Origin of the sequence: Mesorhizobium sp. WSM3224, from assembly GCF_000427725.1 — a bacterium.
Classification (GTDB): domain Bacteria; phylum Pseudomonadota; class Alphaproteobacteria; order Rhizobiales; family Rhizobiaceae; genus Mesorhizobium.
Genome location: NZ_ATYO01000002.1, coordinates 300039 through 320015, shown reverse-complemented (window position 1 = coordinate 320015; position 19977 = coordinate 300039). Strand labels below are relative to the sequence as shown.

The following is a 19977-nucleotide window of genomic DNA, read 5'->3' as shown; positions in this document are numbered from 1 at the left end:
GCGGCCAAGTGCCGCCCGTTTTCGTTCGAGGTCTTGCCCGAATAGCGCTTAGAGGCCGGGCACGAACCACGGGCTGACGTCGATGCCTAGCTTCGGGCTCTTCGTCTGGGCCTTGGTGGCGCCGGTCTTTTCGACCGAGCCGGTGGCATTGCAGTCGAGCTTCACATTGGCCTGGGTGCAGGCAGCGGGGGCATGCTTGGCCGGCTGGTTCGCACCGGCAAAGGCGGCGCCCGAGAAAGCCAGCACGGTGGCGAGGGTGAGGATTGTCTTCTTCATTTTCCGTCTCCAGTCATCTCTTTTCGTACATGTACGATGTAACGTACACATACGACTGCTGGAAACGGAATTCAAGAGGAAATCTGTACGTGTACGACAACTTTTTTTGAAGGTAGGAATTCAGGCGCGCGAATCAAGCGGCCGGCAGCGCAAACTCTGGCGAAAGCGGTCAGCAGTCGATGTCGGTGAGGGGAGGAACGTCGCGCGCCGACAGCCCCGCCAGCGTGAAATCGCACATGCGCTTCACATAGGCCTGCGCGTCACCGAATGGGTAGAAGGGGAAAGTGATCAGGAGCGAGATCGTGCCGTGGCCGACGGTCCAAAGCATGGTGGCGATGGCGCGCGGGTCGCCCTTGAGCTTGCCGGCGGCAACGCAGGCCTCGACGCGGCTGATCAGCACCTTCATGGCGGGGTTGCCCTCTTCCATGTCCTCATAGCTGCGCCCCTCCGGCAGCTTGGTCTTCTCGGTCATGAACACCGTGCGGTATTCGTTGGGGTTGCCAAGGCCGAAAGCGGCGTATTCGGTCATCACCGCCTTGAGCGCCTCGATCGGGTCGTCGGCGGGATGCTCCTCGATGCGCCGCGCCAGCGTTTCGAAGGCGTCCTCGGCGAGCGCGAACAGGATGTCCTGCTTGTCGGCGAAATAGGAATAGACCGACATCGGCGCGTAGCCGACGCGCTTGGCCAGCTTGCGGATGGTGAGGCCCTCGTAGCCTTCTTCCTGGACAAGCTTGTGAGCCGCTGCGACCAGTTCCGAGCGGAGCTCCGCCTTTTGTTTTTCGCGGCGTTTCTGAACGCTCAGCGCCAATGTCCGCCTGCCTTTGTCGTTGGTTGCCTGACGAAATTATATACGCTGTACGGAAACGGACAAGAGAGCGGGCTGGTTCCGCAACGTCCGTTCAAACTCTTCGGTTAACGCAATTGCGGACGAAAGCCGTCATGCCGGTTCGTGGGATAGCTCAAATGGCGCCGATGCCGCCGTCAAGCGCCAGCGTATGGCCGGTCATGAAGGAATTGGCGGGATCGGCGAGGAACAGGATACCCGGCGTGATCTCGTCGACCTCGCCGACACGCTTCATCGGCACGCCGCGCGTGAGCTCGGCAAGCGCTTCGGCTTCGGGCGCTCCGATGGAACGGACGAAGCCGTCAACCATCGCTGTGCGCGTATGCGCCGGGCAGACAGCGTTGATGCGAATTCCCTTGCTGGCATATTCGGCGGCCGCCGAGCGCGTCAGCCCGACCACGCCGTGCTTGGCCGCGGCATAGACCGACAGCTTCGGCGCGCCGGAGAGACCGGCGACCGAGGCGACATTGACAATGACGCCGCCCTTGCCGCTCTCCTTGAACTGCCGCTCCATCCGAGGAATCTGGTGCTTCATGGCATAGAAGACGCCGAGCAGGTCGACCTCCAGCACACGGCGCGCCTCTTCCGAGGTCACCTGCGGCAGGCGTACGAAGCTGTGCACGATGCCGGCATTGTTGACGGCGATGTCGAGCCGGCCGAATTTTTCGACGGCAAGCTTCACCAGATCCTCGGACAATTTTTCGTCGGCGATGTTGCCGGCAAGGTGAGCTGTCTCGGCGTCGATTGTTGCGGCGAGAGCGCCCAGCGCCGTCTCGTCAAGATCGGAGAGCACGAGCCGGGCGCCTTCGGCGACGAAGGCTTTTGCGGCGGCGCTGCCGAGACCGCCGGTCGCACCGGTGATCAGCACCGTCATCCCATCGAAACGGCCCATCGCTCGGCTCTCCCTGTTTTCAGTTCTTCCTGTCGAGCAGCTCCGCCGCGAGCATCGCGATCAGCTCCACCGCCTGGCCGTAGGTCTTGGCCTTCTCCGGATTGGAAGCATTGCCGTCCAGCGCGCGGCGATAGACGCCTTGGCAGATCGCCGCCAGCCGGAAGAAGGCAAAGGCCAGAAAGAAGGTCCAGTTGTCGATCGCCTCGATGCCGCGCCTGCGGCAGTAAACGGTGACGTACGCCTCCTCGGAGGGCAGGCCGGCAGCAGCGCGGTCGACACCGCCGAGACCGCGAAAGCCCGAGGCATGCGGCAGACGCCATTGCATGCATTGATAGGCGAGGTCGGCGAAGGGGTGGCCAAGCGTCGACAATTCCCAGTCGAGCAGCGCGATGACCTTTGGCGCGTCCGGCGCAAACATCATGTTGTCGAGCCGGTAGTCGCCATGGACAAGCGAAACGCGGCCGTCATCGGCCGGCATATGCGTTTCGAGCCACGCAATCAGCCGGTCCATGTCGGCTATGGTTTCGGTTTCGGAGGCGCGGTACTGGCTGGTCCAGCGGGAGAGCTGGCGCTCGAAATAACTGCCGGGCCTGCCGAAATCGCTCAAACCGACGGCGTCCACATCGACGTCGTGCAAGGCGGCAAGCGTGGCATTCATAGCATCGTAGATCGCGGCGCGCTCCTCATTGCCGGAAGCGTCAGGCAGCGAGGGATCCCAGAAGATGCGGCCGTCGAGATATTCCATCACGTAGAACATGCGGCCGATCGGCGTGCCGTCGCCTGAGAGATGCAGCATGCGCGGCACCGGTACCGCCGTGCCGGCCAGCGCCTGCATGACGCGGAACTCGCGGTCGACCTGATGCGCGGATTTCAGCAACTGTCCCGGCGGCTTGGCGCGCAGCACATAGCGGCCGCTGGCGGCGGTCAGGAGATAGGTCGGATTGGACTGTCCGGACTTGAATTTTTCAATCGCGAACAGGCCGGTAAAGTCCGGAATATGCGCCTCAAGATAGGGCGCAAGCGCCGCCTGGTCTATGGCACCGGCGTCGCCGCTCATGCGGTCTCGGGCTGGCGCTCGATCAAGGTCAGGGTCAGCCAGCGGGCGGTCAGCGCCGGCTTCTTCGAACCTTCGATCTCGATGGTCACGTCATGCGCCGTCTGCACCCAGCCGGACGGCCTCACCTTGGCGTCCGCCAGCACGAAGCGGGTGCGGATGCGCGCGCCCGTCTTTACCGGCGCCAGGAAACGCAGCGTATCGAAGCCGTGGTTGACGCCCATCTTGGTGTTCTCCAGAGGCGGCATGGTCTCGAAGGTCATTGCCGACAAAAGCGACAGCGACAGGAAACCATGCGCGATGGTGCCGCCGAACGGTGTCTCGCGCTCGGCGCGCTCCGGATCGCAATGGATGAACTGGTGGTCGTCGGTCGCGTCGGCGAACTGGTCGATCATGCGCTGCGTCACCGTTCGCCAGGGCGAGACGCCGACCTCCTTGCCGACGCTTGCCAGAAGCAGATCCAGACTGATCGGTTCCACGCTGATGTCCTCCGCACCCCGCCCGGATTACGATTCCTTGAATCGGGCGCTATTCCTTAAACAAAGTCATCCCATGCTGCACCGACTGGCCGCCGTCGATCGGCAGGATGGCACCGGTGACGTAGCTTCCGGCACGGCTGCACAAATAGAGCGTTGCGCCGGCAATGTCATCCGCCACGCCGATTCGGCCGAGCGGAACGTGGTTACCGACATGTTTCGCCTGCTCATTGGTGGCGGTGGCAAACGCCGTCATCCGGCTCTGGAAAGGACCGGGGGCAAAGGCGTTGACGGTGATGCGGCGGGCGGCGAACTCGATTGCCAGCGTGCGCGTCAAATGATGCACCGCCGCTTTCGAGGCAGCGTAGGAATAGGCGTCGTCGGCAAGCGGCTGGCTGCCCATCACCGAGCCCAGATTGATCACGCGGGCGGGATCCTCGTCATTGGCGGCGGCATCGAGCAGCGGCAGGAGCTCCCTGGTCAGATGGAAGACGGCGGTGACGTTGACGCCGAACACCTTGGCCCAGGCATGGTATGGGAATTCCCGCAGCGGCGCGCCCCAGGAAATGCCGGCATTGTTGACCAGGATGTGCAGGCGCTCCGTGCGCGCTTTGACCTCGGCCACAAGCGCCGCTATGCCAGCTTCGCTCGACACGTCGCCCGCAAAACCCTCGGCCTGGCCGGAGCCGCCGAGTGAGTTCAATTCGTTGGCGACTTTTGTGCAATCCTCGCCCTTGCGCGAGGCGATCATCACATGAGCGCCGGCGCGCACCAGCCCGGTCGCCACCATGCGGCCGATGCCGGTCGCCGCACCCGTCACCAGCGCGGTCTTGCCGGCAACCGAGAACAGCTTGTCCAGATAGCTCATCGCATTCCTCCGCATTCCGCCCGGCCGGGGACTCGCCAAGGACTCGCGTTGACAAGGCTAGCCGAAGTACGGTCATCCTTGCCACGGGTAAAGATTTATCTTCGGAAAGGCCGGAAGCGATGGCGGATATGAATCTCGGCATGACCGAGCGACTGAAGCCAATCCATCAGCGGGTGGCGGCGATGGTGCGCGATGAGATTGCGCCGCTCGGCGAAGAGTTTCTTGCCGAAATCGGCAAGAATGGTGACCGCTGGGCCTATACGGCCCGGCAGACAGAGATTCTGGAAGGCTTGAAGAAGACGGCGCGGCAGCGCGGGCTGTGGAACTTCTGGCTGACCGATTCCAAGCGCGGCTACGGCCTTTCCACCGTCGAATACGCCTATCTGGCGGAGGAGATGGGCAAGGCGCATCTCGGCGCCGAGACCTTCAACTGCTCGGCGCCCGACACCGGCAACATGGAGGTGCTGGAGCGTTACGGCTCAGAAGCGCATAAGCGGGACTGGCTGGAGCCGCTGCTCGAGGGCCGGATACGCTCCGCCTACCTGATGACCGAGCCGGACGTCGCCTCCTCGGATGCGACCAACATTTCGATGCGCTGCGAACGGCAGGGCGGCGACTATGTGCTGAACGGGGAGAAATGGTGGGCGTCGGGCGCCGGCGATCCGCGCTGCGCCATCTATATCGTCATGGTCAGGACCGGCTCGGACGAGGAGCCGCAGCATCGCCGGCATTCGATGATCCTGGTGCCCTCCGACAGCAAGGGCATCGCCAAGCTGCGGCCAATGCAGGTCTATGGCGACGACGACGCGCCGCACGGTCATATGCATCTCAGGTTCGACAAGGTACGGGTGCCGGCGGCGAACCTGATCCTGGGCGAGGGCAGGGGTTTCGAGATCGCGCAGGGGCGGCTGGGGCCCGGCCGCATCCATCACTGCATGCGCGCCATCGGCCAGGCCGAGATGGCGTTGGAGATGCTGTGCCAGCGCTCGGTGCGGCGCGAAGCCTTCGGCCAGAAGCTGGCAAAGCTCGGCGCCAATTTCGACATCATCGCCGAATGCCGGATGGAGATCGAGATGGCGAGGCTGCTCTGCCTGAAGGCGGCCTGGATGATCGACCAGGGCGATGCGCGCGCCGCCGCGCCCTGGATCAGCCAGATCAAGGTCGTGGCACCCCGCGTCGCGCTGAAAGTCACCGACGAGGCGGTGCAGATGTTCGGCGCGCAAGGCATAAGCCAGGATACGCCGCTGGCCCGCTCCTGGACGCATCTGAGGACGCTGCGGCTGGCCGACGGGCCGGACGCCGTGCACCGGCGCCAGGTGGCGCGCACGGAGCTGAAGAAATACACGCAGGAGAAGGTCTGACGGCCATGACGCTTCCATCGCAAATGCGGGGCCTGCTGCTTGTCGGCGACGGCTATACGAGGACGCCTTCGGCGGCCGCGCTGGAGGCGATGGAGCCCTATCTCCAACTCGGCAGCATCGCGGTGCCGGCGCCCGGCCCGTCGCAGGCGCTGATCAAGGTCAGCCTCGCTTCGATCAACCCGTCCGACATCGCCTTCGTCAAGGGCCAGTACGGCCAGCCGCGGGTAAAGGGCCGCCCGGCGGGTTTCGAAGGGGTCGGCATCGTCGTCGCCACCGGCGACGACGCCTATGCCAGGAGCCTTGCGGGAAAGCGCGTCGCCTTTGCCACCGGCGTGTCGAACTGGGGGGCATGGGCGGACTATGCGGTTGCCGAGGCCGCGTCCTGCTTCTCGCTCATCGACACGGTGCGCGACGAGGACGCTGCCGCGATGATCGTCAATCCGCTGACCGCTTTAGCCATGTTCGACACCGTCAAGCGGGAGGGCGAAAAAGCCTTCATCGTGACCGCCGGCGCCAGCCAGCTTTGCAAGCTGATCATCGGGCTGGCGAAGGAGGAAGGCTTCCGGCCGATCGTCACCGTACGCCGTGACGAGCAGATCCCGGTGCTGAAGGACCTCGGCGCCACCCATGTGCTCAACGAGAAGGCGGCCGATTTCGAGACTGCGCTGCGCGAGGCGGTGAAGGCCGAGCAGCCGCGCATCTTCCTCGACGCGGTCACCGGCCCGCTGGCTTCGACCATCTTCAATGCCATGCCGAGGCGCGCGCGCTGGATCGTCTATGGAAGGCTCGACGCCGAGCCGACGGTCATCCGCGAGCCCGGCCAACTGATCTTCCAGCATAAGCGCGTCGAAGGCTTCTGGCTGGCCGAATGGATGCGCCAGTTCCGCGACAGGCTGGGCCCGGCGGTGCTGGAAGCGCAGAAGCGCTTTTCCGACGGACGCTGGTCGACCGACGTCACGGCGGTCGTGCCGCTGGACGAGGCGATGGCGCGGCTGCCGGCCGAGCTCGCCAAGCCCGACGGAAAGGTGTTCATAAAACCATGATATCGGCGGGAGGCGGGCCGGCGGCGGCTATGCCGCGCAGTTTTCGCCATGATATGCCGGCCGCCATCAAAATGCCGGGACGGTGCTCAACTGATCCGGCTTCGAGCATTGCGTGGGGCATTCGATGACGATTTCCAAGACGGTTTTCGACCGTTTGGGGTTTTGGCTGTGGGTCGGGTCGTTTCTTGTCGTGCTCGGCCTGGTGCTATGGTCGCCCAATCCGCGTTCGGTCGTCCCTATCTATAGACATGGCAGCGAGGCTTTCCTGAGCCGCCAACCGCTGTATCAGGTCGAAGTCGCCATGGGGTATCTTTACGCGCCCGCCTTCGCCGTCCTCTACGTCCCCCTGCTGAAGCTCGGGCCGTCTATCAGCAATTTTTTATGGCACGCGTTGGGCTTCGGGGTGCTTACCTTTGCCGCAATGCGTCAGGCGCGCAAGGTCGGCGGCCCGGAGCAGACATGGCTGCTGTCCTTCGGTCTCTTCCTTGCCTTGCCGGTTTCGCTGGCGGCCCTTCGCAACGGCCAGGCGACGATCCTGCTCGCCGGAGCGTGCTGGTTCCTCACGATGTCGGCACTCGAGGGGCGCCGAGCCGAAAGCTTCTTCTGGGCCTCGCTTGCGATCATCGCCAAGCCCACGGCGATCATCATGCTGCTTCTGGCGGGAGCGCTGCGTCCCAGACTGATACCGGTGCTGGCCTTGGCGGTCCTTGTCGTGCTCGCCATCCCTTATGGCGTTGCACCCACAGGCTATACCAATGCCCAGTACCAAGATTTTTTCCGGATGCTGACTTCGATGGCGGTTGACCCGACAGGCCCCTTCGTCGCGGCCGACTTCACTGCGCCTTTCGCGAGACTTGGGATCACGCTTCCGGAGTTTGACGCGACGATCGTGCGTGTCGTCGCAGGGTTGCTTACGCTGTGGGTGGTGCTCCAGTTCGATCGCAGGCTGGACCCGAACGCCCGCGGGCTTGCCATCTTCCTCACCGCGGCGTTCTACATGTGCGTCTTCAATCCGCGGGTCGAGCAGAACACCTATGCCATGGTGGCGGTGCCTGCTGGCCTCTGCATCGCCCTGCTTTGGCGGGAGAAGGGAGCCGGGGCCACGCGCTGGTTGCTGGCGGCGCTCCTTTTCGTTACCGGGCTGACCAGTGTCGATGGGCGGCTGCACGATCTTTTCCACCCGTGGTTCTGGCCAATCGGCATCAGCATAATTGCTTGCGTGCTCATCTGCTGGTTCTGGACGCGGGGCAGACAGAAGATGCCGGCCGGCGGAGCCGCCGCGCATGGCTGAGATGCTCGACATCATCGCGCCATTCTTCAACGAGGCCGAATCCGCTGTTGCCTTCGTCGGGCTGCTCGACAAGCTCGAGGCGGCGGTGGCGGAGCGCTTCGGCATGACGGTCCGCAAGATACTCGTCGACGACGGCAGCCGCGACGGCAGCGCCGAGGCATTCGCGTCGGTGCTGTCGGGCTCCTGGGAGATCGTGCGGCTCAGCCGCAATTTCGGCAAGGAAGCCGCGGTGCTCGCCGGCCTCGATCATTCGCGGGGCGACATGGTCCTGATCATGGACTCCGACCTCCAGCATTCCATGGATATCAGCCTGAAGATGATCGGCGAACTGGTCGAGAACCCAGAGATCGATGTCGTCTATGCGCAGAACGACAGGCGCGAGGGGAGCTGGCGGCGCAGCCAGCTGGCGCGGCTCTTCTACACGCTGATCAACAGCAGCCAGCGCTTCGACATTCCCGAAAATGCCGGGGACTTCCGCGTCATGCGCGGCGCGGTGGCGCGTGCTTTGACCAGCGTGCGCGACAAGCGCCGTTTCAACAAGGGCTTGTTCGCCTGGGCCGGCTTCCGCCAGAAGGCGGTGCATTATTCGCCGGAAAACCGCGCCAGCGGCACGTCGAAATGGAGCCGGTTCAACCTGATCGCGTTCTCCCTGGAAGGGTTCACCTCGTTTTCGGTGATCCCGCTGCGCGTCATCAGCCTCATCGGATTGCTGGCGGCCTTCGCCGGTCTCGCCTATGGCGTGAAGGTGCTCTTCGAGGTGCTGTTCTACGGCATCGCCGTGCCTGGCTACCCGAGCATCATGGTCGCCGTCGTATTGCTGGGCGGCCTCAATCTGGCGCTGCTCGGCCTGATCGGCGAATATGTCTGGGTCACGCTCAGCGAAAGCAAGGATCGGCCCGTCTATATCGTGCGCGATGTCCTCCGCGGTAACGCCGAGCCGGTCGCCCGCGGCAAATGACCCGGTCGATCCGCCTGATTGCCGACGATTACGGGCTGGCGCCGGGGGTATCGAGCGCGATCCTCGAGTTGATCGAGCGCGGCCGCCTGACCGGAACCGGCTGCATGACCGGCTTTCCCGAATGGCAAGAGGCGGCGGCGCGCATCAGGCCCTTTCGCAAAAGGGCCGCCGTCGGGCTGCATCTGACCCTTACCGATCAGATCGCCGTGACCGGTCCGTCCAGCTTGGCGCCGGACGGCAAGCTGCCCGGACTCGCTTCCCTCGCGCTGCCGGTGCGGCGCGGGCGTATCGACGAGCGGGACGTTCATGCCGAGCTCGATGCCCAGTACGACCGTTTCGCCGAAGCGCTGGCTGGCCCGCCCGACTATATCGACGGACACCAGCACGTGCATTTTCTTCCCGTGGTGCGAAACTGGTTGCTCGCGCGTTTTGAGGGAAGCGCGCGCAAGCCGGCGCTGCGAGGTGCGCCGGGGCTTCCCGGCCTGGACGCGGCGACGGCCAAGATCGCGGCGATCGCCGCTCTGGCCGCGGGCTTCAACAGGTCGATGCGACGGGCAGGCTTCAATATCATGACGCCGCTTTCCGGCATCTATGACTGGCGGCAGCCGGCGAAATTCGCGCCGGCGCTGCGCGCCGCGATCGAGACTTTGCCCGAACAGGGGGTGTTCATGTGCCACCCGGGCCATGTCGATGACATTTTACGCGCGCGCGACTCGATGCAAGGCGTGCGTGAGGTTGAGTTCGCGGTTCTCTCCTCGGAGGAGTTCGGCGCCAGGCTCGACAGGGCCGGAGCCCGCGTCATGGATGGCAGCGCATGAGCACTGCCGGCCAGCCGCAGCGTTCGACCGGCAACAAGATCGTCCGCTTCGCCTTGGTCGGGCTGGCAAACACCGGCATCGACCTCACCGCATTTTTCCTGCTGCTCAAGCTCGCGGTATCGGCGCTGGCCGCCAATGTCGGCGCCTGGTTCGTCGCCGTACTCTTCTCATTCGCGGCGAACCGGTTCTGGTCGTTCGAGCGGGATCCGGACATCCGGTTGCACCACTCCTTCCTGCGTTTCGCCTCGCTGGGAGCGCTGATCTCGCTTGGCGTTTCCAGTCTTTCAATCGCCATCCTGGCTGGGACCATCGGCGTGTGGCCGGCCAAGATCATCGGCGTCGTGGTGGCGGCCGTGCTGAACTTCCTGGCCGCGCGCTGGTCGATCGAGGGCCGGCTGCTGAAGTAGTCTACTCGGCCGGCTCCGCGTAAGCGGCTTCCTCGAGCTCGCGCTTCAGCCGCGCTTCCTCATGCGCCTTGGGCGTGACGAAGCGGCCGAGCAGCAGGTAGGCGACAGGGGTGAGGAACAGGGTCGAGACGGTGGCTAGCCCAAGGCCGCCGACGATCACCCAGCCCAGCGCCACGCGCGCCTCGGCGCCGGCGCCGGCGGCCAGCACCAGCGGCACGCCGCCGAGCACGGTGCAGATCATGGTCATCATCACCGGACGCAGCCGAATGGTCGAAGCCTGTTCGATCGCCTCGCGCACGCCGAGCCCGCGGTCGCGCAGCTGGTTGGCGAACTCGACGATCAGGATGCCGTTCTTGGCCATGACGCCGACCAGCAGCACCAGGCCGATCTGGCTGTAGGCGTTGAGGCTGGTGCCCGACAGGAGCAGCGCGAAGATGGCGCAGGCCAGCCCCAGCGGCACGGTCGCCATGATGATGACGGCGCTGACAAAGCTTTCGAACTGGGCCGCCAGCACGAGCAGGATAATGACCAGCGCGAAGCTGAAGACGGCGATCATGGCGCTGTTGCTCTCGCCGAGCGTGGCGGCTTCGGCGAGCGGCAGGATGCGCGCGCCAGGCGGCAGCAGCGGCGTCGCGATCGCCTCGGCGCGGGTCAGTGCCTCGCCAAGCGCGAAGCCGTTGCCGAGATTGGCGGTGATTGCGACCGAAGGCTGCTGCTGCTCGCGCGTCAGCGACGGCGGCACGGCGCGCTCGGTCAGCGTGGCGATGGTCGACATCGGCACGAAACGGCCATCGGAAGTCTTCAGGAAGATGTTTTCCAGATCGGTCGGATCGTTGATCGGGTTGGTGGTCGATACCAGCTTCACGCCGTAGCTGCGGTCGGCAATGTAGACATCGACGACATCGTTGCCGTCGAGCATGGCCTGCAACGTGTCGGCGAGCCCGGTGATGTCGATCCCGAGATCGGAGGCGCGCTCGCGGTCGATGGCCACCGCCAGCTGCGGCTGCGTCGGGTCGACGGAGAGGCGCGGCGTCTGGAATCGCTGATCCTTGCGCATCTCCTCGACGATCTTCACCGCCGCTTCGCTGAGCGCCTTGCGGTCGTTGCCGACCAGCGCGAATTGCAGGCCGTTGCCGGCGCCGCGGATGCCGAGGCTGTTCGGCTGCACCGGGAAGACGCGCACGCTGGGCACCTGCTTCGTCAGCCGGCTGATGTCGGCCATGATCTCCTGCTGGCTGCGGCTGCGCTCGTCCCACGGCGCCAGCGTCATCACCATGAAGCCGCTGTTATAGGAGCCGTTATTGCCGGCATTCTCGAAGGTTGAGCGGATCTCGCCGGAATCGCGCAGCGGCTGGATCAGCCGCTCGACCTTGCGCATCTGCTCTGTCGTGTAATCGAGGCTGACGCCCTGCGGCGCGTTGATGCGCAACAGCACCACCGCACGGTCTTCGGTCGGCGTGAGTTCCTGGCGGATGGTGCCGAACAGCGCGAAGGCGGTGCCCGCAAAAATGAGCGCGACCAGCACCACGATCCAGGGCGCGTCGAGGCAGAGATGCAGGCAGCGCTTATAGAGCCGGTGCAAGGCGCCGCCGATGCGCGCGCCGATACCGGCGCCGCCTTCACGGTGAAGCGATGCGCCGGTCAGCATGCGCGAGGCGAGCATCGGACACAACGTCAGCGCCACCACGCAGGAGAGCAGCACCGACATCGCCAGCACGAAGCCGAATTCGCGGAACAGGCCGCCGGTCTGTCCCGGCAGGAAGGAAATCGGCACGAAGACGGCGACCAGCGTCAGCGTGGTGGCAATGACGGCGAAGAACACTTCCTGCGTGCCGAGCACGGCGGCAGCCCGGGGACCCATGCCTACATTGCGGCGGCGAACGATGTTTTCGAGCACGACGATGGCGTCGTCGACGACAAGGCCGGTTGCAAGCACCAGCGCCAGCAGTGTCAGGATGTTGACGGAAAAGCCGGCGAGATAGATCGCGGCGATGGTGCCGATCATGGCGACGGGCATCGCCAGGCCAGGGATCAGCGTGGCGCGCCAGTCGAGCAGGAAAGCGTAGATGACGACGAGCACGATCGAGACCGACAGCGCCAGCGCGATCTCGACCTCATGCACGGCGCCGTTGACGAAGACGGCGTCGTCGCTGGTCACCTTGATCGACATGCCCGCGGGCAATGTCTCCTGCAGCTTCGCGACGGCGGCCCTTACACCGGTCGAGATGTCGAGCGTGTTCGATTCCGCCTGGCGGATGATGCCGAGGCCGATGCCGGTCTTGCCGTCGGAGCGCAGCGTGGTCTGGCCGATGTCGGGACCGAGCGTCACGGTGGCGACGTCGCGGATGCGCGTCGCGCCGCCAATGACGATGTTCTCGAACTCCTCCGGCGTGGTCACGTCGGCGGTCGTGCGCACGATGAGGTCCTGATTGGTCGTGGTGATCGACCCGGCCGGGGAATCGAAAGCGACCGAGGCGAGCGCCTTTCTCAGGTCGGCGACGGTGAAGCCGACGCTCGCCAGCTTGTTCTGGTCGACATCGATGCGGAAGATCTTGTCGCGGTCACCGGATACCTGGACGTCGGCGACGCCAGGAACAGCGGCGAGCTCATCCTCGATGCGGTCCTGCACGAACACCGTCATGTCCTGCACCGGCATGGTGTCTGAGGTGACCGCCAGCCGCATCACCGGGTCCGAATTCGCGTCGGCCTTGACGATGCGCGGCGCGTCGGCGGTCTCAGGCAGCTGATTGGTGATCCGGCTGACGGTATCGCGCACATCGGAGGCCGCGACGTTGAGGTCGACGCCATCGTTGAATTCGACGGTGACGCGGCTCTGGCCGAAGGAAGAGGTCGACGAGATCGACTTGACGCCGGAGACGCGCGCGACGGCGCCCTCGATCGCGTCCGTCAGCTCACGGTCGACGGTTTCGGCGGCAGCGCCTTCGAAGGTGGTGTTGACGGTGATGACGGGGCGGTCGACATCCGGCAGTTCGCGGATCTCGACGCCCCAGAAGGCGGCAAGCCCGGCAACCGCGATCAGCGTGTTGAGCACGAAGGCCATGACCGGCCTGCGGATGAAAAGCGCGGTCAGGCCCGATCCCACGGCGGCATCGCCTGCGCTGCTCATGAGCCTTCGGCCTCGGTGGCGCGATCCTCGCCGGCGATGCGGACATCGCCGCCTTCGCTGACGCCTTGCGTGCCTTCGGTCACCACCATGTCGCCGCTCACGACCGGAGCATCGATCAGCACGGTCTCCGTATTGCGCTGGATGATGCGTACCGGAACGCGCCTGGCCTTGCCGTTGTCGACGGCCCAGACATAGGCGCCGCCGGTGCCCCACTGGATGGCCAGGGGACTCACTGCCGGATAGGTATCGCCGGGGAACCGCATGCCGATCTGGAAGGACATGCCGGCGCGCAGCGAATCGGCAGGGTTGGCGATCGTCGCCTTGACGAGCAGCGTGCGGCTGCTCTCGTCGATGTGGTTGTCGATGGCCGAGACGGTGCCGGTATAGACCTGGTTGGGGTTGGCCAAAGGCGTGGCCGACAGCTGAGCGCCGACCTTGACCGCGGCGGCAAACCGTTCCGGCACCCAGAAATCGACCAGGATGCTGGAGCGGTCGTCGAGCGTGGCGATCGCCGACTGGCTGGTGACGTAGTTGCCCGCCGCGATCGGCAGGATACCGACGGTGCCTTCGATCGGCGCCACGATCGAGCGGCGCTCGAGCGCGAGCTCGGCATCGCGCAACGCCAGTTTGGCGTTGGCAAGCGTCACCTCGGCGTCGGCGACGGCAACAGGCGTGGCGGCATTGGAAGCCCTGAGCGATTTCACCCGGTCGAGCTTGGATTGAGCATCTTCGATCGCCAGCTGGGCGCGGTCGCGCGCGATCACCTCGGTTTCGGAATCGAGCTTGGCGATGACATCGCCCTTTTCGACATGCGTGCCGGACTTGACCAGCAGTTCAGTGAGGCGGCCGGACGAGTATGGATTGACGGTGACTGTTGCGTTGGCGCGGCCGGTGCCGATCGCCTGCAGCTTGTCGTTGATGGTGGCAGTGCCGGCGGGGGAGGCGACGATGGTCACGATCTGGCTGGCGCGGCTGCGTCCGGATTGGCCGGGACCGGCGGCGGCGCTTTCCGTGGCAGGAGGTGTCGCGGCGATGGCCCAGTCCATTCCCCAACGCGCCAGGATCTCCGGCGCGCCAGGATAAAATCGCGCCCAGGCGGCCACGGCAGCGACCAGAATCACAAGCGCTGCAACAATCTGCTTCCAGCTCGACATCGACACTCCAGTGGCAGGACTCGTCTGCCGGATTCCAATGGAAGCAGGCACAAGCGACGACACGGGCTGGGGGCAAAAAATCCGGCCACGCCACACCCCGATATCAGCGGTTTATGGCAATTATCACGCAGTCGTGCACATTAAATCTCGGTAATTTGAAGCCGGGTTGCCGCCTCGATCCCGATCTTTGCCGCATTTGCGCGGGCGCCGAAGGTGCTAGCGCAAGCTCTCCAGGTCGCGGATGCGTTTGGCGCCGGCGGCTTCCAATTGCCTGGTCACAGCGCCGATCAGGGTCTCGGCGACGACGAACAGAGCGGCCGACGAATCCCAGGCCGAAGGCACGGCGGTCCGCCCGGCGATCACATGGCGGGCGAAGCGGGAGATCGGCGACAGCCACTGGTCGGTAAACAGAATGATCTGCACGCCGCGCTGATGCGCCTTCTCGGCAAAGCGGACCAGGCTTTCCTGGTAGCGGCGGATGTCGAAGATCACCAGAACGTCGCGCTTGCCCATGTCGATCAGGCGGTCACGCCATATACTCTCCTGACCGGCGAGGTGGTAGACATCCGGCTGGATGATGGCGAGGTGGGCGGCCATATAGCGCGCCAGCGGATCGGTGAAGCGGCCTCCGATCAGGAAGGTCTTGCCGCGCCGATCGGCAAGCCGCGCGGCGATGTCGGCGAGCTGTTTGTCGGAGAGGTGGCGGAACGTTTCGCGCATGTTGTCGAGCGTCGCTTCCAGCATTGGCGACGCAGCGCCGCCAGAAGACGGATCGAGCGTGCGCGAAGCCGGCGACTGCAATTGCGCCGCCAGCTCATCCTGTAGCGCCGACTGGAATTCGGGGTAGTTCTGGAAGCCGAGCCTGGCGACGAAGCGCAGGATCGTCGGCGACGACACGCCGGCCGCGGCCGAGAATTCAGCGACGGTCTTCAGCCCGGTCAAGGGATAGTTGGCAATCAGCGTCTGGGCGGCGCGGCGCTCGCCGGCCGGCATCGTGCCGATGCGGTCAGAAATCAGTTCGGCAATGCTGGAGATCATCGTTTTCCCCCACCCTTTGGCCCGCTTGACGCCGTTTTGGAATTCCGCGTTTGACAAAGCCGGATAAACTGTATGAAATCATTCATAGGAGCGCAATGAGGCAAAATACGTAACATACGATACAGCGCTTTCCAGGGGACGGCAGTATGGAGAAAGCACGGCTCGCCAGCCTTGCACCGTCTGAGACCGTGAGGGTGACCAACCCCGGCGGCTCGAGCCCCTTCGTCTTCACCTGCGACCACGCTTCCAACGTCCTTCCCGCCAAATTCGGAACGCTCGGCCTGCCGGCCGCGGACCTTTCCCGTCACATCGCCTGGGACCCGGGTGCGCTGCCTGTCGCCACCCGCATGGCCGAGGCGCTCGACGCCACCTTGATCGAGACCCGCGTGTCGCGGCTCGTCATCGACTGCAACCGTCCGCTCGACGCGCCCGACCTCGTGCCGCCGGTCAGCGAGACGACAGCCATTCCCGGAAATTCGGGCCTGTCCGACAAGCAACGCGCCGCGCGCGTCGAACTTGCCTGGCGCCCATTCCACGACACGATCGCCCGGATCATCGACGGGCGGCTGGCGCGCGGCCAGGAGACGCGTCTGGTGTCGGTGCACTCCTTCACGCCGGTCTACAAGGGCAAGAGCCGGCCCTGGCATATCGGCATCATCCATGATGACGATCGCAGGCTGGCCGCGACGCTGATTGCCGCGCTCAAGCGGCTTGCCGGCGTCACGGTTGGCGTCAATGAACCCTATTCGCCGGCCGACCGCGTCTATTTCACGCTGGAGCGGCATGCGCGTTCGCGCGGCCTTGCCTGCGCGATGATCGAAATCCGCAACGACGAAATCTCCGGCGAGACCGGGCAGCGGAAATGGGCGGATCTGCTCACCGGCATTTTCTCAAATCTGGAGCCCGGGGAGGTCAAGGGCTCTCGAACCAGCGCAGTCGGAAAGTCAGTACAAACGGCCAGCTAAGAACCAAAGGGGACTTCAAAATGACAACGGACAATCCAGAGGACGTCAAAGTCCTTCACAGTATGGGCTATGCCCAGGAATTGGCTCGCCGCATGAGCGGCTTCTCCAACTTTGCCATCTCCTTCTCGATCATTTGCATTCTGGCCGGGGGCATCACGTCATTCCCGCTGGCGATGGGCACCGGCAGCGGGTTCGAGGCGACCATCGGCTGGGTCGTCGGCGGTGTTTTCGCCCTTGTGGTCGCCGCTTCGCTGGGCCAGATCGGCTCGGCCTATCCCACCGCCGGGGGGCTCTACCACTGGTCCTCGATTCTCGGCGGGCGCGGCTGGGGTTGGGCAACAGCCTGGATCAATCTGCTCGGGCTGATCTTCGTCGTCGCTTCGGTGAATGTCGGCGTCTACCTGCTGTTTCAGGGGCTCGTCGCGGGTCCGATCCTCGGTTTGGACACATCGACCTGGGGCTTCTGGCAGCAGACGGGTGCAGTCGTCATCATCACGGTCACCCAAGGCCTGTTCAATCATCTCGGTATCAAGACCACGACAAGGTTGACCGACTTTTCCGGCTACCTCATCCTCGTTGTTGCGGTGGTGCTGACGCTGACCTTCCTGATCTGGGGCGCGCATGGCTTCGATCTTGCCCGGTTGACGACTTTCGTCAACACGACCGGCGATCCCGGCGGCGGCTATGTTCCGACGGCCCGCACCGCGCTCGTGGCCTTCCTGATCGGCTTGCTCTACCCGCTCTATACGATCACGGGCTTTGACGCCTCCGCGCATACCGCCGAGGAAACGCACAATGCCCGCGTCGCGGTGCCCAGGGGCATGATCCACGCTGTCTTGTGGTCTCTCGTCTTCGGTTTCGTCATGGCGGTCTCCTTCGTGCTGGCGAGTCCCGATCTTGCGGCGACCGCCAAGGACGGCGGCAATGCCTGGTTCAACCTGTTCAACAATCTGCCGGCGCCGACCTGGCTCAAGGATCTGCTCGGCATCTGCATCGTGCTGGCGAATTATCTGTGCGCGCTGGCAGGGCTCACATCGACCTCGCGCATGATCTTCGCCTTTTCGCGTGACGGAGGCCTGCCGGGGTCGTCTTTGTGGAAGCAGGTTTCGCCGACTTGGCGCACGCCCGTCCCGGCCATCTGGCTCGGCGTCGTGCTCGCAATCGCCGCCACGCTGTACTCGCCGGCCTTTGCCGCACTGGCAGCCGGCTGCGCGTTGTTCCTTTATGTATCGTACGCCATGCCGGTGGCGGCGGGCCTGCTTGCGGAAGGCAAGACCTGGACCGAATTCGGTCCGTTCCGCCTTGGCATCTGGTCAAAGCCGTTCGCCGTCATCACCGTGCTAGGTGTTCTGGTGTTGATGTATGCCGGCATCCAGCCGCCATTCGACATCCTCATCAACTATGCCATCGGCCTGATCATCCTGCTCGCCGTTTTGTGGTTCGGAATAGAGTCTCGCCGCTTCAAAGGTCCGCCGATCGGCGCCGATATCGCCCGTCGTCAGGCGGAGATCGCGGCGGCGGAAAGGGCCGTCGGCCAGACCGCGACCTGACGGCAAACGCAAAATTGCCCGATCGGCTGAGGTCGATCGGGCATCGCGTCGACAGTCGGTTTTCAGCATTGAAGGATGCTGCCAAGTGGGCGAGAATTTCTCGTTCGATCAGTTGAAGAAGAAGTTTTCGGCGAGGGGATCTACAACCGTGCTGGCTTGCATCGTCGATATGCAGGACCGGTCCAGCCAAGAACCATAGGGGAATTCCAACATGACAACACCGGACTATACCGACGTCGACAAGCAGGAGGACATAAAGGTCCTTCACAGCATGGGCTACGCCCAGGAACTGGAGCGGCGCCTCAGCCGCTTCTCGAATTTCGCGGTTTCCTTCTCCATCATCTGCATCCTGTCCGGCGGCATCAACTCGCTGGCGCAGGCAACCTCGGGAGCCGGCGGCATCGGCATCGGCATCGGCTGGCTGGTCGGCTGTTTCGTGTCGCTCACCTTCGCGGTGGCGATGTCGCAGATCAGCTCTGCCTATCCGACGGCCGGCGGCCTCTATCACTGGGGTTCGATCCTCGGCAATCGCGGCACCGGCTGGGTAACGGCCTGGCTCAACCTGCTTGGCCTGATCACCGTGCTCGGTGCCATCAATGTCGGCACCTGGACGTTCTTCCTCGGCGCGTTCGGGCCGACGCTGGGCATTGAGGGCACGCTGACCAACCAGATGATCTTCCTGGTCATCATCACCGGCGCCCAGGCGCTGATCAATCATCTCGGCATCAAGCTGACGGCCAAGCTGACCGACTTCTCCGGCTACCTCATCTTCTTCGGCTCGATCCTGATCGCCATCGTCTGCCTGCTCTCGGCCGAGACCTGGGACTTCAGCCGCCTCTTCACCTTCCACAATTACTCCGGCGATGCCGGCAACGGTGTGTGGCCGTCGGTGTCGAATGCCTGGGTGTTCGCGCTCGGCCTCTTGCTGCCGATCTACACGATCACCGGCTATGACGCCTCGGCGCACACCTCGGAGGAAACCATCAAGGCGGCCTCTTCGGTGCCGCGCGCGATGGTGATGTCGGTCATCTGGTCGGCGCTGTTCGGCTACCTGTTCCTGGCCGCCTTCATCCTGATGATCCCGAATATGGACGACGCCGCCAAGCAAGGCTGGAACGTGTTCTTCTGGGCCTTCGACCAGCGTGTCGGCACCGGGCTCAAGGAATTCGTCTATCTCGTCGTGTTCCTGGCGCAGCTGCTTTGCGGGCTGGCCACCGTAACCTCGGCCTCGCGCATGATCTTCGCCTTCTCGCGCGACGGCGGCCTGCCGGGTTCGTCGGCGCTTTCCAAGGTCAGCCCGACCTACCGCACGCCGGTGGCGGCGATCTGGACGGCGTCGATCCTGTCGGTGCTGTTCGTTTGGGGCTCGACGGTGGTCTCGGTCGCCGGCACCTCAGCCTACACGATCGTGGTCTCATGCACCGTCATCTTCCTGTTCCTGTCCTTCATCGTGCCGATCGTGCTCGGAATGGCGGCGTGGGGAACGCCGAAGTGGGACAAGATGGGGCCGTGGAACATGGGGCGCGGCATTTTCATGCTGTTCTCGGTCCTGTCGCTGCTGTCGATGATCCTGATCTTCGTCATCGGCATCCAGCCGCCGAATGACTGGGCGCTTTACATCACCGTCGGCTTCTTCATTCTGACGGCGATCGTGTGGTTCGCCTTCGAGCGCAACCGCTTCCAGGGTCCGCCGCTCGGCGAGATCATCGCGGCGCGCCAGGCAGCAATCAAGGCGGCCGAACGGGCGGTGGGCGAGACCGGCCACTGATACTTCGCTTCATAGCCATGGCCGGCGCAACGCCGGCCATGGTTTTGTTTCTCCCTTTTCAATCGACAAGCGCTGGAGTGCCAAAGG

The 19977-nt window shown here is 64.4% G+C and carries 18 protein-coding genes; 9 read left to right on the top strand and 9 right to left on the bottom strand.

Annotated elements, in window-relative coordinates:
• Nucleotides 1-48: 48 nt before the first annotated feature.
• The 6 genes from YU3_RS0105155 to YU3_RS0105130 form a co-directional block, all read right to left on the bottom strand.
• Nucleotides 49-276 carry a DUF680 domain-containing protein gene (locus tag YU3_RS0105155; protein WP_027165244.1) on the bottom strand — a complete coding sequence of 76 codons (228 nt, stop codon included), beginning with the start codon at nucleotides 274-276 and terminating at the stop codon, nucleotides 49-51.
• Between the two features lie 169 nt (nucleotides 277-445).
• Nucleotides 446-1084: a TetR/AcrR family transcriptional regulator gene (locus YU3_RS0105150; RefSeq protein WP_027165243.1), complete on the bottom strand. Its 639-nt coding sequence runs from the start codon at nucleotides 1082-1084 to the stop codon at nucleotides 446-448.
• 151 nt (nucleotides 1085-1235) lie between these two features.
• Nucleotides 1236-2012 (bottom strand): SDR family NAD(P)-dependent oxidoreductase, encoded by a 777-nt coding sequence (locus tag YU3_RS0105145; RefSeq protein ID WP_027165242.1) that lies wholly within the window; start codon nucleotides 2010-2012, stop codon nucleotides 1236-1238.
• Between the two features lie 19 nt (nucleotides 2013-2031).
• Nucleotides 2032-3069, bottom strand: coding sequence for a phosphotransferase family protein (locus YU3_RS0105140; protein ID WP_027165241.1), 1038 nt, complete (start codon nucleotides 3067-3069; stop codon nucleotides 2032-2034).
• On the bottom strand, nucleotides 3066-3551 hold the full coding sequence (locus tag YU3_RS0105135) for a MaoC family dehydratase (protein WP_027165240.1): 486 nt from the start codon (nucleotides 3549-3551) through the stop codon (nucleotides 3066-3068). Before YU3_RS0105135 ends, YU3_RS0105140 begins: the two co-directional genes overlap by 4 nt.
• Before the next feature lie 43 nt (nucleotides 3552-3594).
• Nucleotides 3595-4410 (bottom strand): SDR family oxidoreductase, encoded by an 816-nt coding sequence (locus YU3_RS0105130; RefSeq protein ID WP_027165239.1) that lies wholly within the window; start codon nucleotides 4408-4410, stop codon nucleotides 3595-3597.
• A 119-nt stretch (nucleotides 4411-4529) separates the two neighbouring features.
• Between YU3_RS0105130 and YU3_RS0105125 the strand changes: the two genes are divergently transcribed.
• The 6 genes from YU3_RS0105125 (at nucleotide 4530) to YU3_RS0105100 (ending at nucleotide 10288) form a co-directional block, all read left to right on the top strand.
• Entirely contained in the window at nucleotides 4530-5771 is a 1242-nt protein-coding gene (locus YU3_RS0105125; RefSeq protein WP_027165238.1) for an acyl-CoA dehydrogenase family protein, read from the top strand.
• A 5-nt stretch (nucleotides 5772-5776) separates the two neighbouring features.
• A complete protein-coding gene (locus YU3_RS0105120; RefSeq protein ID WP_027165237.1) occupies nucleotides 5777-6814 on the top strand; it encodes a zinc-binding dehydrogenase in 1038 nt (345 codons plus the stop codon).
• A gap of 190 nt (nucleotides 6815-7004) precedes the next feature.
• On the top strand, nucleotides 7005-8105 hold the full coding sequence (locus tag YU3_RS0105115) for a glycosyltransferase family 87 protein (RefSeq protein ID WP_245273426.1): 1101 nt from the start codon (nucleotides 7005-7007) through the stop codon (nucleotides 8103-8105).
• Nucleotides 8098-9063, top strand: coding sequence for a glycosyltransferase family 2 protein (locus tag YU3_RS0105110; protein WP_027165235.1), 966 nt, complete (start codon nucleotides 8098-8100; stop codon nucleotides 9061-9063). The genes YU3_RS0105115 and YU3_RS0105110 overlap by 8 nt, the downstream gene beginning before the upstream one ends.
• Nucleotides 9060-9881 (top strand): ChbG/HpnK family deacetylase, encoded by an 822-nt coding sequence (locus YU3_RS0105105; RefSeq protein WP_027165234.1) that lies wholly within the window; start codon nucleotides 9060-9062, stop codon nucleotides 9879-9881. The genes YU3_RS0105110 and YU3_RS0105105 overlap by 4 nt, the downstream gene beginning before the upstream one ends.
• Nucleotides 9878-10288, top strand: coding sequence for a GtrA family protein (locus tag YU3_RS0105100; RefSeq protein ID WP_027165233.1), 411 nt, complete (start codon nucleotides 9878-9880; stop codon nucleotides 10286-10288). The genes YU3_RS0105105 and YU3_RS0105100 overlap by 4 nt, the downstream gene beginning before the upstream one ends.
• A 1-nt stretch (nucleotide 10289) precedes the next feature.
• On the opposite strand, the gene YU3_RS0105095 is transcribed toward YU3_RS0105100, so the two are convergent.
• From YU3_RS0105095 to YU3_RS0105085, 3 genes are all read right to left on the bottom strand, one after another.
• Nucleotides 10290-13415, bottom strand: coding sequence for an efflux RND transporter permease subunit (locus YU3_RS0105095; RefSeq protein ID WP_027165232.1), 3126 nt, complete (start codon nucleotides 13413-13415; stop codon nucleotides 10290-10292).
• Entirely contained in the window at nucleotides 13412-14569 is a 1158-nt protein-coding gene (locus tag YU3_RS0105090) for an efflux RND transporter periplasmic adaptor subunit (RefSeq protein ID WP_027165231.1), read from the bottom strand. Before YU3_RS0105090 ends, YU3_RS0105095 begins: the two co-directional genes overlap by 4 nt.
• A gap of 216 nt (nucleotides 14570-14785) precedes the next feature.
• A complete protein-coding gene (locus tag YU3_RS0105085; protein WP_027165230.1) occupies nucleotides 14786-15607 on the bottom strand; it encodes a MurR/RpiR family transcriptional regulator in 822 nt (273 codons plus the stop codon).
• 146 nt (nucleotides 15608-15753) lie between these two features.
• On the opposite strand from YU3_RS0105085, the gene YU3_RS0105080 reads away from it, so the two are divergent.
• From YU3_RS0105080 to YU3_RS0105070, 3 genes are all read left to right on the top strand, one after another.
• On the top strand, nucleotides 15754-16572 hold the full coding sequence (locus YU3_RS0105080; protein ID WP_027165229.1) for an N-formylglutamate amidohydrolase: 819 nt from the start codon (nucleotides 15754-15756) through the stop codon (nucleotides 16570-16572).
• A 20-nt stretch (nucleotides 16573-16592) separates the two neighbouring features.
• Complete coding sequence (locus YU3_RS0105075; protein ID WP_027165228.1) at nucleotides 16593-18122, top strand: amino acid permease; 1530 nt, start codon at nucleotides 16593-16595, stop codon at nucleotides 18120-18122.
• 211 nt (nucleotides 18123-18333) lie between these two features.
• Entirely contained in the window at nucleotides 18334-19890 is a 1557-nt protein-coding gene (locus YU3_RS0105070; RefSeq protein WP_027165227.1) for an amino acid permease, read from the top strand.
• Nucleotides 19891-19977 lie beyond the last annotated feature (87 nt).